At 33.7% G+C, this 15238-nt stretch carries 13 protein-coding genes and 2 other annotated features; of the genes, 12 read left to right on the plus strand and 1 reads right to left on the minus strand.

Features of this window, described 5'->3' with window-relative positions; translation table 11 throughout:
• Positions 1-104 precede the first annotated feature (104 nt).
• The 4 genes from RBB48_RS21735 (at position 105) to thrS (ending at position 4760) form a co-directional block, all read left to right on the plus strand.
• Positions 105-470 carry a hypothetical protein gene (locus RBB48_RS21735; protein ID WP_098133849.1) on the plus strand — a complete coding sequence of 122 codons (366 nt, stop codon included), beginning with the start codon at positions 105-107 and terminating at the stop codon, positions 468-470.
• Between the two features lie 206 nt (positions 471-676).
• Entirely contained in the window at positions 677-1297 is a 621-nt protein-coding gene (locus RBB48_RS21740; RefSeq protein WP_088063309.1) for a YdbC family protein, read from the plus strand.
• Positions 1298-1480: 183 nt separating this feature from the next.
• Positions 1481-2188, plus strand: a complete 708-nt coding sequence (gene rluF / locus RBB48_RS21745) for a 23S rRNA pseudouridine(2604) synthase RluF (protein WP_001222161.1) — start codon at positions 1481-1483, stop codon at positions 2186-2188.
• 125 nt (positions 2189-2313) lie between these two features.
• Positions 2314-2537: a binding site (T-box leader), on the plus strand.
• Between the two features lie 35 nt (positions 2538-2572).
• Positions 2573-2796, plus strand: a binding site (T-box leader).
• 44 nt (positions 2797-2840) lie between these two features.
• Positions 2841-4760, plus strand: coding sequence for a threonine--tRNA ligase (gene thrS, locus RBB48_RS21750; RefSeq protein ID WP_306008059.1), 1920 nt, complete (start codon positions 2841-2843; stop codon positions 4758-4760).
• Positions 4761-4885: 125 nt separating this feature from the next.
• On the opposite strand, the gene RBB48_RS21755 is transcribed toward thrS, so the two are convergent.
• Positions 4886-5368: a DUF2975 domain-containing protein gene (locus tag RBB48_RS21755; RefSeq protein ID WP_046959368.1), complete on the minus strand. Its 483-nt coding sequence runs from the start codon at positions 5366-5368 to the stop codon at positions 4886-4888.
• 389 nt (positions 5369-5757) lie between these two features.
• Between RBB48_RS21755 and RBB48_RS21760 the strand changes: the two genes are divergently transcribed.
• From RBB48_RS21760 to RBB48_RS21795, 8 genes are all read left to right on the plus strand, one after another.
• Positions 5758-6525: an ABC transporter ATP-binding protein gene (locus RBB48_RS21760; RefSeq protein WP_000106412.1), complete on the plus strand. Its 768-nt coding sequence runs from the start codon at positions 5758-5760 to the stop codon at positions 6523-6525.
• An 11-nt stretch (positions 6526-6536) separates the two neighbouring features.
• Entirely contained in the window at positions 6537-8420 is a 1884-nt protein-coding gene (locus RBB48_RS21765; RefSeq protein WP_306008060.1) for an FtsX-like permease family protein, read from the plus strand.
• 273 nt (positions 8421-8693) lie between these two features.
• Positions 8694-9725, plus strand: a complete 1032-nt coding sequence (locus tag RBB48_RS21770) for an alpha/beta hydrolase (RefSeq protein WP_088063312.1) — start codon at positions 8694-8696, stop codon at positions 9723-9725.
• Positions 9726-9939: 214 nt separating this feature from the next.
• Positions 9940-11226: an MFS transporter gene (locus RBB48_RS21775; protein WP_088063313.1), complete on the plus strand. Its 1287-nt coding sequence runs from the start codon at positions 9940-9942 to the stop codon at positions 11224-11226.
• Positions 11227-11279: 53 nt separating this feature from the next.
• Positions 11280-12146 carry an ABC transporter permease subunit gene (locus RBB48_RS21780; protein ID WP_060488707.1) on the plus strand — a complete coding sequence of 289 codons (867 nt, stop codon included), beginning with the start codon at positions 11280-11282 and terminating at the stop codon, positions 12144-12146.
• A 1-nt stretch (position 12147) separates the two neighbouring features.
• On the plus strand, positions 12148-13152 hold the full coding sequence (locus tag RBB48_RS21785) for an ABC transporter permease subunit (protein WP_088063314.1): 1005 nt from the start codon (positions 12148-12150) through the stop codon (positions 13150-13152).
• Positions 13153-13266: 114 nt separating this feature from the next.
• Positions 13267-14019 (plus strand): alpha/beta fold hydrolase, encoded by a 753-nt coding sequence (locus tag RBB48_RS21790; RefSeq protein ID WP_316245556.1) that lies wholly within the window; start codon positions 13267-13269, stop codon positions 14017-14019.
• The gene (locus tag RBB48_RS21795; protein ID WP_088063316.1) at positions 14016-14861 is read left to right on the plus strand and encodes a DUF2785 domain-containing protein; all 846 of its coding nucleotides are present in this window, start codon (positions 14016-14018) and stop codon (positions 14859-14861) included. Before RBB48_RS21790 ends, RBB48_RS21795 begins: the two co-directional genes overlap by 4 nt.
• Positions 14862-15238: the final 377 nt, after the last annotated feature.

Raw genomic sequence — 15238 nt, forward strand, 5'->3', positions numbered from 1 at the left:
TATAATTATAATATATAACAATAATATTGTTAATAATAGAGAATATAGTCTGGAATTAATTTTAATTATATTTTTTATATACACAAATAATCAAGATTAGTAAAATAATGAAAGTAATATGTGAGAAAAGAGGGTTTTTAGTGAAAATGAATAGAAGAAAACTAGTTTCAAATATTTCAACGGTTGTGTTATTAGTTAGTTTATTTACACTTATATATTTAGACAAAGAATCTAAAATTGAAGATTTTCCAGTACCAATGTCAGCAATTCATATTAACAATGATAAGGAAGAGGAGTATAAATATATAAGTGTAATGCCTATTACAAAGGCTAGTGGATGGGAGAACTTAGGGGAAAACGGACATACTGTTAGTTTTAAAAAAGGGGAGCGGAAGGTAACTGTATTACATTATCCAGGAGAACTTACGTATTATTTATTTGAACAAAAGGTGAATAAGAAAGGGAGATAAGATAAAGTTGTAATTCGTTAAGGGTTACATCTTTTCTTTTGATTCTGAATTATTTGAAATAAAATCAGATAGATGGTTTGATAGATGTAGTGATAAATATGATTAGTTCTATATGCACATAAAGAGTAATGAGGAGATTATAAAAATATTATGTAAACTGAAAATTATAAGTGGAAGGTAAATTATATCCTAAGGGGGAGTTAAAAATGTTACTAAAAACAATCTACTGTAAGGTGGAAGAAGAGAAAAAAGAGTTATTTTCAAAAGCACAAGAAAAATGGCAAGCTATACAGCATCTAGATGGATTTCACGGACAATTTGGTGGATGGAATGAAGATGAGGCATGTGTGTTCACTTTATGGGAAGATAGAAGGGCTTATCAATCATTTATGAATAGTGCACACGATACCATTTATTTAAATAGTAATCAAGAGGATACGTTTCTTTCATGTGAAATTGAATTATTTCAACCGTTGTATGATATAACTGATACGCATTTGAACGATGTAATTACAGCAGGATCTTTTGTACGAGTTGCAATTTGTGATGTAAAACAACAAAGAAAAAAGCAGTTTTTACATAAACAAGAAACAATTTGGAATAAAGGGATGGAAAATGCAAAAGGGATGTTAGGTGGAGTTGTTGGAAAGTCTTTAAAAAATGAAAATTGTTACATAGTGTTAACTTATTGGAAAGATGAAATGGCGCATCAAAATTATGTAGAAGAGATTTTCCCAGAGTTGTATAAACTAGCTAATATTCATGATGATTTAAAAGATATAAGAAGTAAACAAGCTGTATGTAAGGAAGAGTGGCTTGTATATTAAGTGTACAAAACGTGCATAAATGAATGTATAATAAAGATATTTTCTTATAAACGAGTAATTAATAGAAGACGTTATATACCCTTTCATGTTAATATATTTAAGTTATAATAGAAGGCTTACCCTTTTGTATTGTACGGTAGAAGCAGTGTGAGCTTGAATTTTTTTGAAAAGGATGTGCCTAATTTGCGTATCAATAAATTTATTAGTGAAGCTGGAAAAGCGTCTCGACGTGGAGCAGATAAACTAATTAATGAGAGAAGAGTAATTATTAACGGTAAGGTTGCAAAAATTGGTGACCAAGTAAATCCAGGTGATGATGTACGTGTAAATGGAGAGCAACTTCGTATTGCTCGAGATCACGTATATATCGCTTTAAATAAACCAGTAGGTATTACATGTACGAGTGAAAAAGCTGTAAAAGGTAATATTATCGATTTAGTGAATCATCCATTACGAATTAGTCACATTGGACGTCTTGATAAAGACTCAGACGGTTTAATTTTATTAACGAATGATGGTGATATTGTAAATGAAATTTTACGTGCTGAAAACAAACATGAAAAAGAATATATCGTTTCAGTAGATAAGCCAATTACACCTGATTTTCTAGAGAAAATGGCAGCTGGTGTGAAAATTTTAGGAACGAAAACGCTTCCTTGTGAGGTAACACAGTTATCAAAATATGAATTCCAAATTATTTTAACTCAAGGGTTGAATCGTCAAATTCGTCGTATGTGTGAAGCTTTAGGTTATCAAGTATACACTTTAAAGCGTACAAGAATTATGAATATAGAATTAAATAATTTACCTGTTGGACAGTGGAGAGATTTATCGAAGAAAGAGAAACGACGTCTATTTTCAGACTTAAATTACGAACCACAAGATTGGTAAAATTGAAAAGAGGAAACCAAAAATCTATTTTTGGTTTCTTTTTTTATTAAATAAAAAATCATTTTTAAACACTTGCAAAAATAAAATGAATAAGATATAGTAAATAACAATTAATGGATGTACTTTTAAAAGCAAAGAAAAGGACACGAGTTATTTTATCCGGTTATACAGAGAAGGAAGGAAAGCTGAGAACTTCCTAACGCAGAAAAATAACTTACCACCTTAGAGCTGCACTGGGGAAACTAAGTATCTAGTGCCGTGTAAGCGACGTTATCGCAAAAGAAGCCATTATGTTTTTTGTGATGGGAATCTGGGTGGAACCACGGATATAAGCATATTCGTCCCTATTTTAGGGATGAATATGCTTTTTTGTATTCAATTTCATAATAAGCGAAGAAAAGGACACGAGTTATTTTATCCGGTTATACAGAGAAGGAAGGAAAGCTGAGAACTTCCTAACGCAGAAAAATAACTTACCACCTTAGAGCTGTACTGGGGAAATTAAGTATCTAGTGCCGTGTAAACGACGTTACCGTAAAAGAAGCCATTATGTTTTTTGTGATGGGAATCTGGGTGGAACCACGGGTAAAAGCACGCTCGTCCCTATTTTAGGGATGAGTGTGCTTTTTATTATGAAATGGAGAGATGAAAAATGAAAGAACAGATGATTGAAATGAAATTTCCGGATGGAAGCGTTAAAGAATTTGTAAAAGGAATTACTTTAGAAGAAATTGCGGGACCCATTAGCAGTAGTTTAAAAAAGAAAGCAGTCGCAGGGAAAGTAAATGATCAGTTATATGATTTACGCCGAAATATTGAAGAAAATGCGGAAGTAGAAATCGTTACTATAGATTCAAATGAAGGGGTAGAAATTGCAAGACACTCTGCGGCACATATTTTAGCGCAAGCTGTAAAGAGAATGCATGGTAATGTAAACCTTGGTGTAGGACCTGTTATTGAAAATGGATTTTATTATGATATGGATCTTCCGAGTAGTGTAAACGTAGAAGATTTGCCGGAAATCGAAAAAGAAATGAAAAAAATTATAAATGAAAATATAAAAATAGAGCGAGTTGAGGTTTCACGAGAAGAGGCAAAAAAACTGTTTCAAGAAATGAATGATCACCTGAAATTAGAATTGTTAGAAGCAATTCCTAGTGGGGAAAGTGTAACACTCTATAAACAAGGTGAATTTGTAGACTTATGTAGAGGACCTCATTTACCGTCAACAGGCTATTTGAAAGCCTTCCAATTAACTCACGTTTCTGGTGCATATTGGCGAGGTGATAGTAACAATCAAGTGCTTCAGCGTATATATGGTGTTGCGTTCTCTTCTCAAAAAGAATTAGAAGGTTATTTACATTTCGTTGAAGAAGCAGCAAAAAGAAATCATCGTAAATTAGGTAGTGAGCTGGAGTTATTTATGTTTTCTGAAGAGGCTCCGGGAATGCCATTTTATTTACCGAAAGGACAAATTATTCGTAATGAATTAGAAGCATTTTTAAGAGAAATTCAAAAAGAGTATAAGTATCAAGAAGTACGTACTCCGTTTATGATGAACCAAGAATTATGGGAGAAATCAGGACACTGGGGACATTACAAAGACAACATGTATTTCTCTGAAGTAGACAATAAAAGTTTCGCATTAAAACCAATGAACTGCCCAGGACATATGTTAATGTTCAAAAATAAATTACACTCTTATCGCGAATTGCCAATTCGTATGTGTGAGTTCGGTCAAGTACACCGACACGAATTTAGCGGGGCATTAAATGGATTATTAAGAGTACGTACATTCTGCCAAGATGATGCTCATTTATTTGTAACTCCAGAACAAATTGAAGATGAAATTAAATCTGTAATGGCGCAAATTGATTACGTTTATAAAACTTTTGGATTCGAATATGAAGTAGAGCTTTCTACTCGTCCAGAAGATTCAATGGGTGATGATAAGTTGTGGGAGCAAGCAGAAGAGGCATTAGAAAATGTATTACATTCATTGAATTATAAATATAGACTAAATGAAGGTGACGGTGCATTTTATGGACCGAAAATCGACTTCCATATTAAAGACGCTTTAAATAGAAGTCATCAGTGCGGGACAATCCAACTAGATTTCCAAATGCCAGAGAAGTTTGATTTAAATTATATAGATGAGAAGAATGAAAAGAGAAGACCAGTTGTCATTCACAGAGCAGTTTTAGGATCTTTAGACCGTTTCTTAGCGATATTAATTGAGCACTTTGGAGGCGCGTTCCCGGCATGGGTGGCACCGGTTCAAGTGAAGGTCATTCCAGTTTCGAATGCAGTCCATGTACAATACGCAGATGAGATTGCGGATAAATTAGCACAAGCTGGCATTCGTGTTGAAAGAGATGTACGAGATGAAAAGTTAGGATATAAAATAAGAGAAGCACAAATGCAAAAAGTTCCTTATGTTCTTGTTATTGGGGATAAGGAAATGGAGAACGGATCTGTAAATGTACGTAAATACGGTGAAGACCAGTCAGAAGTTATTGAACTAAATGGGTTTGTGGAGAGTATAAAAGAGGAAATAAAAAATAAGAAATAGAGATTGATAATAAAATACACCATTAACATGTATTACTGAATTTAAACTCATTAAAGAACCATAATAAATGATGAAGGGATAGCTTAATCGCTATCCCTTCATCATTTATTGCCATATACTTCACTTCATACCGTTAAATCATTTTCTGATTTTATATTAATGGCTTCTTGTAAGAGCTTTTGGAGAACTGCAGCAAAAACAGCAATCACGATAGAGGAGAAAATAATGATCAATCCAATTGGTATAAAACTTGGAGGATCAATTTTTTTTGCCATAAGATAGTAAAGTGGCATACCTAGTATGTATATGGTACCGATAGTGAGGGCACAGTATTTTATATTTTTTAAAGCCTTTACTGATAATACCGAGAACGCTTTGTTCTTATCAATATAACTTAAAAGTTTAAAAACTTGATACAGAGCGAAGTAAAAAGGTATCGTCGCTACGTACATATCGATTAAAACGAGAGATTTCATATAAGCAATAGCTGGATACAATTCTCCAGCGAAATTCCCGATTTTAGGAACTAAAAATATGCACAATGCAAGTACTACTATACCTATAAAAACAATAGCTAGTTTTAAAAAGAGTGTTGTAACTTGTTTCATAAAAAGCACCTCGTTTATTTAATGACAACATGATTTTATCATATAATTTATCGTTTTAAAATAAAATTATATTGTTTTTTAACTTATTATTATTGTTATTTATGTATCCTATTAATTTTGATAAAAATAAAAAACTTGCTCATTACAAATGAATCCACCTTATGAAATGGTCTGTAATATTTTTTACCTTACAAAAATGTAAGGTAAATGTAAGCGAAATCGAAGGAACGAGTTTTAGAAAAGTGAGAATATGGAATAGGAAAAAGGTTTACGTAACTCGTGTAATCCTTTCTGATTGAAAAGTTTAAAAATTATTAAGGATTTACATGAGAAAAAGATAAGAAATATGTGAGAAATTAATTTTATACAAAAGGGATGGAGTGAAAGAGATGTCAACAAATGTAGTTACTGTAGAACGTGTAGAAAAAACGTATGGGAAAAGAAATGAGAATCAGTCAAAAGCGTTAAGGGGTGTGTCATTAAGTATTAAAGAAGGGGAATTCGTCGGGATTATGGGTCCTTCTGGATCTGGAAAAACGACTTTACTTAATGTGATTAGTACATTGGATCAAGCAACGGGTGGCAGTGTGACAATAGCTGGTACAAATATTACTTCTATGAAGGGGAATGCATTATCTGATTTTCGATCTCAAAAATTAGGATTCATTTTTCAAGATTTTAACTTACTAGAAAACTTATCAATTTATGAAAATATCGCTTTACCACTTTCTCTGCAAGGCGTACCTTCAAGTGAGATTACGGGGAAGGTAAATGAGGTTGCAAAGAAATTAGGGATTACTGAAATTTTAACGAAATATCCAACTGCTGTTTCTGGTGGACAAAAGCAAAGAACGGCGGCAGCACGAGCTTTAGTACATAATCCAGCAATCGTATTAGCAGATGAACCGACAGGTGCGCTTGATAGTAAAAATGCAAAAAGCTTATTAGAAGCGATGCAAGATTTACATGAAAATCACAATGTAAGTATTTTGATGGTTACACACGATGCATTTAGCGCGAGTTATTGTGAACGTATTTTATTTATTCAAGACGGTCTTCTTTATAAAGAGTTAAAACGTCAAGGAACGCGAGAAAATTTCTATCAAGACATTTTAGGCGTGCTCGCTCATATGGGCTCAGCTGCTGAGTCTAAGTAGGGGGCGAGACTATGTTATTCAAATTATCACGTCATAGTATGAAAAAGATGTTAAAAGATTATATGGTTTTACTTATTGGTCTCGTTATTAGTATTAGTATTTTCTACATGTTCCAAACGATGGCGATGAATAGTGAATTTACGAAGGATAATAGTCTTATTGGTAGTATTAGACTCGTATTTTGGGTAGGTGCCATACTATTATCTTTCATTACTGTATTTTATATTATATATGCCAATTCTTTCTTACTCACATTAAGAAGAAAAGAACTCGGTATGTACATGATGCTCGGTGCGAAAAAGAAAAAAGTAGCACAGTTATTATTTATTGAAACATTCGGTATGGGTATTGTCAGTATTATTATCGGGATCTTAGTAGGGATGTTACTTGCAAGTGTAGCAGGAAACTTTTTAATGAATGGTATGGAAATTTCAACAAAAGGTAGTTATTCATCTGTATATACACCAGCAATCTTAGTTACAGCTATTTTCTTCTTAATACTATTTTTTATTACTGGTTTAATGAATAGCATCCGTTTATTACGTAAAACAGAATTAGAATTAATACGTGAAGATGAAACACTAGATGAAGTGAAGAAAAGTAAAACTCGCATTATTATAATGACTGTACTTGGTGTATTACTAGTAAGTACAGGATATTATTTTATGGTAAATATAAAAATGTTTGCTGAACTTGGTTTTATAATAGCGACAATCGTTACAACACTCGGAACATATTTTATCTTTAGTTCATTGCTTCCATTTTTTGTGATGAAAATTAAAGGGAATAAAAAACGAAATGAAACGGGCTTAAATAGTTTTACATATGCACAGCTACGCTTTCGAGTAAATAGTTTATCGAGAGTATTAGGTACCGTAGCGATGTTAATTGCATTAGGTGCAGGTGCGATGACGGCAGGGATGGCGTTCCAAAAAAATGTAGGTATTATGACAGACTTCTCTCGTGTATATGATGTCGTAATTCATGATCCAAATAATCAAGATAAAGCAGCCTTAAAAGAAATGGAAATTGTGGAAGAAAGCAAGTATAAGTATAAAGTAGATGGAGAAGCGGTTTATTATTTACGTAACGACTTAACTGAGAAACCACCACTTGTTTCAGACCACTTTGATACAAAAACTTTAAAAGAACCTGCTCGTAAACGTGTGGCTGAACCTTTAACTGAACCTGTTTATTCTGCTTTGGAAGCTCCTGAAGCAGCCAATAAACTTCCTCGTATGCCAAGGGATTGGGAAGATGCGGTTGTAAGAGAAATACAAATTACACATAATCAATTTAACGGAAAACCTGTAAGGATTGCAGATGAAGAACACTACAAAGCAGTTCAAGGAACGGAACATAGTGTAACATTAGCAAAAGTAGATGATATGAAAAAATATAAACCGTTGTTAATTGAAATAGACAAGAGACAAAAAGAACAAATTGAAAAAACAACAGGTGCAAAAGTAGACTTATTTACGAAAATGACAATTTATCAGTTTATGAACAGTTTCATGAGTGGAACAATGTTTATGGGATTTTTCCTCGGAATTGCCTTTTTAGCAATGATGGCAAGTTCTTTTATGTTCAAAATATTAACAGGTGCTTCTCGTGACGTACGACGTTATGAAATGTTACGAAAAATTGGTGTGAGACGTAGTATGTTAACGAAAAGTATATATAAAGAAATTTCATATTTATTTATCTTCCCGGCAATCATTGGGATTTCCCACGTGTTAGTAGGGCTAAACTTATTTAGCTTCATATTAGTTGACCCGTTTGTAAAAGTGTGGGTGCCGATAGGGATTTTCTTAGTCATTTATTTCATCTATTACTGGATAACTGTTCAACTTTACAAAGGTATGGTAATGCCGAAAGAAGAGGTAGCGAAATAGTTAAAGGAAAAAAGTCTTTGTTTTGAAAACAAGGGCTTTTTTCTTTATTTTTAATACATTGTGACCGAGTCTTTCTATAAAATTTATATTGAAAATTAAGAAAATATTAAGAGTTTATATAGGGGAAAGTTAAGAAGTGTATGGGATATTAAAAATGTGCAAACGAGCAAGATGAAATTAGAGAGAGAAATTGTTATATATTCATATTATTTTGAGGGAGTTTTACAGAATTAAATTGATGTTTTTATAAATTTAAAAGAAAGGAGACTACTTATGAAGAAGATAAAAAAATTAATAAAACTTATTGGTGCCATCACTACACTATTATTAATCGTAGCACTAATATTTCCTACATGGACTTCGCAAATAAAGGGGAAGAACAGTATAAACATATTAGAGCAAGTAGAGATAAATGGCAGTGGTCATGAAATTATGATACGCGGCAAAGATAGGAACAATCCAGTTATTATTTTTGTACATGGTGGACCAGGAACTTCAGAAATACCATATGCTCAAAAATACCAAAACTTATTGGAAGAGAAATTCACAGTTGTTAATTACGATCAAAGAGCGAGCGGGAAGTCGTATCATTTCTTTGAAGACTATTCGAACCTTATATCAGATCTTCTTGTAGAAGACTTATTAGCTATGACAGATTATATTTCAAACCGTCTTGGTCGAGAAAAAATAATATTGGTTGGTCATTCTTACGGTACATATATCGGAATGCAAGCTGCCAATAAAGCCCCGGAAAAATTTGAAGCATATGTTGGCATCGGGCAAATGAGTGATACAGTAGAAAGTGAAATCGATAGTTTAAAATATGTGGTTGAACAGGCACAAAAAGCTGGGAATACAGATGAGGTGTCCTATTTAAATGGGTTGACTGAAAAAATTAAAAATGGCGATACATACACTCCGAGAAATTATGTTGCGAAATATGGTGGAACATCAAGACTCATTGAAAATCCAGATGGTGATAACATCGGAATGTTACTCAGTAATGAATATAACTTGTTAGACGTAATTCGTTATAACGTTGGATTATCACATTCTCAAACTGTCTTATTAGAAAAGGATTTAAAGAATCCATTGCCTACTAAGGTGACTAAAATGAAGCTACCGCTTTATTTCCTTATGGGGAAATATGACTATAACACTTCATATCATGCAGCAAAAACATATTTTGATACGATTGAAGCAGGTCAAAAAGAATTTATTACTTTTGAGAAGTCAGCTCATTATCCACAATTTGAGGAGGAAGAAAAATTTTATAATTGGATGTGCGATACATTCGTAAAATAAATAAAGTGTATCCGAACTTTAGAAAATTATAATAGTTAGCGAGACGTATAAAGATATTTAGATGCATAGTATTAACTGAAGCGAAGTTAAATAAAAAGACTCTTGATAAAAAACAAGAGTCTTTTTTATATTGTTCTCTATACAGAAGGAAAAGATTGGATAATGGTCGAAAAATATAATATAACTTCCAAGAAATGACTGAAAAAATAAAATTTTGTCGAGAGAAAGGGTTAGAAGTATGAAAGAAATGCTACAGTTATTTCGCAACAAAGTGTATGCCCGTTTTTTTCTAGCAAATATTTTAGAGCGACTCGGTTCTATGATTGCTGGAATTTCTTTAATGTTTTATTTGTTAGACCAGTACGGAAAACAACCAGTTTACGCAACGATGACACAAATTATGATGGCATTACCCGCATTAATCTTTTTTCTATTAGTAGGGACAGTAGTGGATCGTTTTGATAGACAACGTATTTGTACGGTAAGCAACATATGTTGTTCGCTCTGTAATATCGGAATTCTAATTTCGCTTTATTACGGAATGATTATACTCGTCTTTATATTTTTATTTTTGGAAAATGCATGTATACAATTTTTCTCTCCATCAGAACAGTCGATGATACAAGGAGTAGTTGAATCAGACCAATACGGTGCAGCAGCAGGTATGAATCAAATGGTAAATAGTTTGTATGCTTTGTTTGGGGTAGGAATTGCAACGATGGTGTACTGGACTTTTGGAATTTACGGGAGCATTTTAGTAAATACGCTCACATTTATTATGAGTGGTATTTTGATTCAAACGATCTCCATTCCAGAAAAAGTTCGTTTGCCAAATGGTAGAACAAAGTGGAAAGAAGTTAATTTGAAGATGTTAATAACAGAGTTTCAAGAAGGGATCAAGTATATATATCAAAATGACACTTTAAAAAAATTACTTTTAGGATTTATCGTATTTGGACTATTAAATGGTATTTTAAGCGTATCCACTACTTACATATTAAAATATAAATTAGCACCAGCAACGTATGAAAGTTTAGCGATGGTGGGCGGTGTAGTTGGAGGGATTTCATTATTAATTGGAAGTATAGTAGCAACAAGTATAGGTAAGAAATATGCACCTAAGCCTATTATTGTATTTGGTATGGCGGGCTCAGGAGTCTTTTTCGGTATGTGTTACTTTGTAAATCACGTATGGTCTTTTTATGTATGTATCGCTTTTGCGACTTTCTTTTTACCATTTATTAATGTTGCAATAATGGGCTGGATGTATGAAATTGTAGAAGAGTCATTCATGGGACGCGTTCAAAGTTTACTTAGTCCATTAACGACAGGATTCCAGCTGTTATCTCTCGGTGCGATAGCGATGTTGTTCCCGAAATGGATTCGTGCAGATACGTTGTTTATTATTTTATTTGGTTTATTATTTTTTGTTACGTGTTTATATCGAGCCATTTTACCTAGTGGAAAGAAACGAGTGCAAGGTATAGCTGAAGAGATGTAATATATCTGGTTTTGATTTCTGAATATTCTATCGGATAGTAAGGAGAAATCGTTATGTTGATGCGAATTGTTAAATGGTGTGGGATTACTTGTTTACAACTAGTAGCTGCTATTTTATGTATAATCTGCTTAGGTGCGCTGCCACGTTTATTTAAGGGATTGCAAATGGATTTAATCGGTTTTTGGAACACGATTGTATTTCTTGGAGGAAAGTTACTTCAACCAGGTGAAATTACATATGGATTTCGGGACTCAAGAAAATTATTTCCACAAATATGGATTCATTATATTGAAACGATGATTGTATTTCTATCAGCGTTTTTACTATCTTTGCTTATAGCGTATGTACTTGTCGTTTGGGTATTGCAACGTTCTCATATGAAACAGAAAATGTGGAACGGGATTTTTCTTACGCTTGAGAGTATACCAGATATATTACTTATTTTATTATCACAACTTCTTGTCGTAATTCTTTTTCAAAAAACAGGATTTATGCCGGTCAAACTAGCTGGATTAGGGGAAGAAAGGATACGTTTGTTACCGATTATATGTCTTACAATACCAACAACATTATTATTTATTAAACTGTTGTTATTACGATTTAAAGAAGAGTTAGAGAAAGATTATAGTTTGTTTGCCAAGAGTAAAGGATTAAGCTTACAGCATATTTTGACACATCATATTTCAAGAAATGTTTTATTGACGACAATTTATTATGCGAAAACAAATATATTATTTATGCTTTCCAATTTATATATTATTGAATGGATATTTAATACATATGGTATGTTTGTTTTTGTAAAAGAAAATTCTAAATTAGAAATATTTACAGTGAGTCTAGTAATATTATACGTACCGCTTTTTATACTATTTCGTATATTACATACACTCTTGCAAAATGTGATAAAGGAGCGTGTGTAATATGTGGCAAGTTGTAAAAAGAGATGTGAGATTTTGGATAGGTATTACTTTTTTAAGTGTACTAATGATTGTTAGTATTGGATATACGGTGTTTTTTGATGGGAATATTCGCGAACTTACGATGATGTATAACGAAAAAGGAGAACTAGAGGCAGCTCCATTTTCGCCATCAAGTAAATTTTGGTTTGGAAGTGATGTGAAAGGCCGCGACATTGTTCAATTAATAATAGAAGGCGCGAAATGGACAGTTGGAGCGAGTATAATTATAGCGATTTTACGAGTTATAGTTGGAGGGGGAGTTGGTTTACTTCTTGGTATGTATGGTAAACGTTCTTTTCCAGTTATTTCATCATTTTTTGATCCTTTTAGTATTGTACCAATGGTCATGATTTCTTATTTTATGTTAAATGAAGTTTTAACGTTTGACAGTGGAGCGGAAGTTGTGCCGTTGTATTTGCGGGTGGCATTTCAAATTATAGTTCTTGTATTTCTTGCTGTACCAACAGTTATGCTATATGTAGCGCAAGAAGTAAAACGTATTAAGAAAGAGGAATTTATGTTGGCAGCTACTGTTCTCGGCGGGAGTAAATGGCAGAGGTTGAAGCGCCATATATGGCCGCATATGTTACCACCATTTCTTTTATTAGTAGCCCAACAATTTGTGAGTACTTTATTGCTTCTTTTACACCTTGGTTTGTTGCAATTATTTTTTGGTGGAACAATAACCTTCAGTGGAATGGATCCAGATAGTGTAACAAAAGAATGGACTGGCCTAATTGGTCAAAACTTCCGCCATTTAACTACACATACATGGATTGTACTTATACCAATTGCTTTTTATAGTATGACGATTTTAGCGGGAAATCTAGTTAGTAATAGTATGCAAGATGCGATTAAACTAGGAAATATAAAAATACTTAAGAGCAAGGATAAAGAAGTAAAGGAAGAGAAACGAATACAAACTAATGTGAATGATTTTTCTTTCTATAGAGAGGTACAAAAATAAAAAAGATAGCTGAAGTTAAAAAACAGTAAAGTTTTAAAAGAAATAATAATCGAATTATTATGGAAATATCGATAGTGTAAATCCTATAATTGAACTGGGTGATTAAAAGTAACTATACAAAATAAAAAGATAATTGATATATGTGATAACCACAGACTATTAAATAAATATTCACGTAACAGTATTCCAAGCGTAATCTTCATAGCAGGGTTAGGCGATAGTTATGAGACATGGAAAAAAGTCCAAGACCGAATATCGCAAGAAACATCAACCTTTTCCTATAACAGGTCGGGTATTGGCAGGAGTCAAGTCGCATCCGTCCCGACGACTTGCTATAATCTAGTCGAGGAGCTAAACGAATTGTTGCTAGCGCTTGAAGTGGAGAAGCCCTATATATTGGTAGGACATTCTTTTGGTGGTTTGGTCGCTAGATTATATGCCAGCCTTTATCCACTGAACATCTGCGGTATGATTTTGGTTGACGCTGCACCGGAATATAAAGAACTTGCCTATGAAAAGGTTCTACCCGAAAATCTGCTTGCAAGAAATAGGGAATATTACGAGAATCCTATGTTGAATAGTGAGAAGATTGATAAAATACAAAGTTATAAGCAAATCGTTGATCATTCAAAGCAAAGTAACCTCCCTCTTGTAATTATTACAAGAGGTTTACCTGACAATGTTGAAGAGGGATGGCCATCTCAAGAAATATTGGAAATTGAGCAAAGACTCCAAGCAGAATTCCAATGGCTATCAACGTCAAGCAAGTACCGGATTGCTAGTCGAAGTGGACATTATATTCATCATGATGAGCCAGAAGTTGTTATAGAGGAGATTATGTTAATGTTGAAGGAGATGGGGAAATGAGCGATACAAGGACTAAATTGATGCTGGATTTGCAAAGAATTGAGAAGGATGAGTATCAGTTACGCGAAGGTGAGCAGCATCAAGGTTTCTTACCTTTGTTACTTCAATATATTGGCGATCCTCAGCCAGAATTACGGGATAACCTGATTTATTCGATGTTTTATATGTGGATTAGAGAAGAGAATAGATTCAGTGAAGAGGAGTTACGAAGCCTCTTAACTGTTCTGACTGATGAGAACCATTTGTTCTATAGTATTGGTAGCGAGGATGATCAGTCAGTTTTTACAAGGACGTTCTCTGCTTTACCTATCGCTTTGATTGTGCAACGTCACAGACAGAATCCATTTTTTAATCAAGCGGAAATTGAGCAATTAATACATGCGATGCTCCGTTATTATAAAGAGGAGAAGGATCTGCGAGGTTACATTTCAGTAGGAGGCTGGGCTCACAGCGCGTCTCATGGTGCGGATGTTTTTGTCGAGCTGGTGCAGTGCGAGGAGAGCAGCGTCGCAATGCTGCGTGAGGTTCTTGTCGCTATTTCTGGCATGCTTCATAATGGTAGACACATTTTTAGCGATGAGGATGATGAGCGGTTGGTAAACATCGTGGATACGATGATTGACAAAGAGTTACTTCCACATCAAGAAATCGCTGATTGGATTAGCGGCTTAGCGCAATGCTGCAATTTGCCGAGAAGTCGCAGTCAGGTGATTGCTCGCGTGAACAGCAAAAATTTTTTACGCAGTCTCTATTTCAGAAGGGGAAAAGATAGCCGAGGGAATGAGCTTAACACTGTCATACTTAGTACTGAGGCAATTTTGAACAGGTTTTCTTTCAGTTAAAGGGTTAGAGGGGCGGTCCCAAAAGCCATCGGAAATTGGCTTTTGGGACGGCCCCTTTTTATGTCAAGAAAAACAAGAAGAAACCATCCATTGGTAAAATGGAAGTACCACCCACCACGCACAAAAGGAGAGGCAAGGGCTGCAATTAAGGCAGTTTTTCCTCATTGAACTAAAGGATAGCATTTCTGTAAAGATTGTGAAAAAATGCTTATTGAACTAACGCATGCGTTAGTTCAATAAGGTCTAAAAATGTTGTTTTAGTAAATGAGGTCATATGTAGTACAAAAAGGATAGATAATGCATATACTTTCTGCTTTATCTATCCTCTTCTTTTTCGTCTATACAATGTGCAACATTATATAACTATTATTGATATA

It is taken from the genome of Bacillus sp. MMSF_3353 (genome assembly GCF_030733445.1).
Classification (GTDB): Bacteria; Bacillota; Bacilli; order Bacillales; family Bacillaceae_G; genus Bacillus_A; species Bacillus_A wiedmannii.

Coding starts and splice junctions, on each gene's coding strand:
- RBB48_RS21785 (WP_088063314.1), top strand. CDS start 12,148: ATGTGGCAAGTTGTAAAAAGAGATGTGAGATTTTGGATAGGTATTACT.
- RBB48_RS21760 (WP_000106412.1), top strand. CDS start 5,758: ATGTCAACAAATGTAGTTACTGTAGAACGTGTAGAAAAAACGTATGGG.
- RBB48_RS21765 (WP_306008060.1), top strand. CDS start 6,537: ATGTTATTCAAATTATCACGTCATAGTATGAAAAAGATGTTAAAAGAT.
- RBB48_RS21740 (WP_088063309.1), top strand. CDS start 677: ATGTTACTAAAAACAATCTACTGTAAGGTGGAAGAAGAGAAAAAAGAG.
- RBB48_RS21795 (WP_088063316.1), top strand. CDS start 14,016: ATGAGCGATACAAGGACTAAATTGATGCTGGATTTGCAAAGAATTGAG.
- RBB48_RS21755 (WP_046959368.1), bottom strand. CDS start 5,368: ATGAAACAAGTTACAACACTCTTTTTAAAACTAGCTATTGTTTTTATA.
- RBB48_RS21780 (WP_060488707.1), top strand. CDS start 11,280: ATGTTGATGCGAATTGTTAAATGGTGTGGGATTACTTGTTTACAACTA.
- thrS (WP_306008059.1), top strand. CDS start 2,841: ATGAAAGAACAGATGATTGAAATGAAATTTCCGGATGGAAGCGTTAAA.
- RBB48_RS21770 (WP_088063312.1), top strand. CDS start 8,694: ATGAAGAAGATAAAAAAATTAATAAAACTTATTGGTGCCATCACTACA.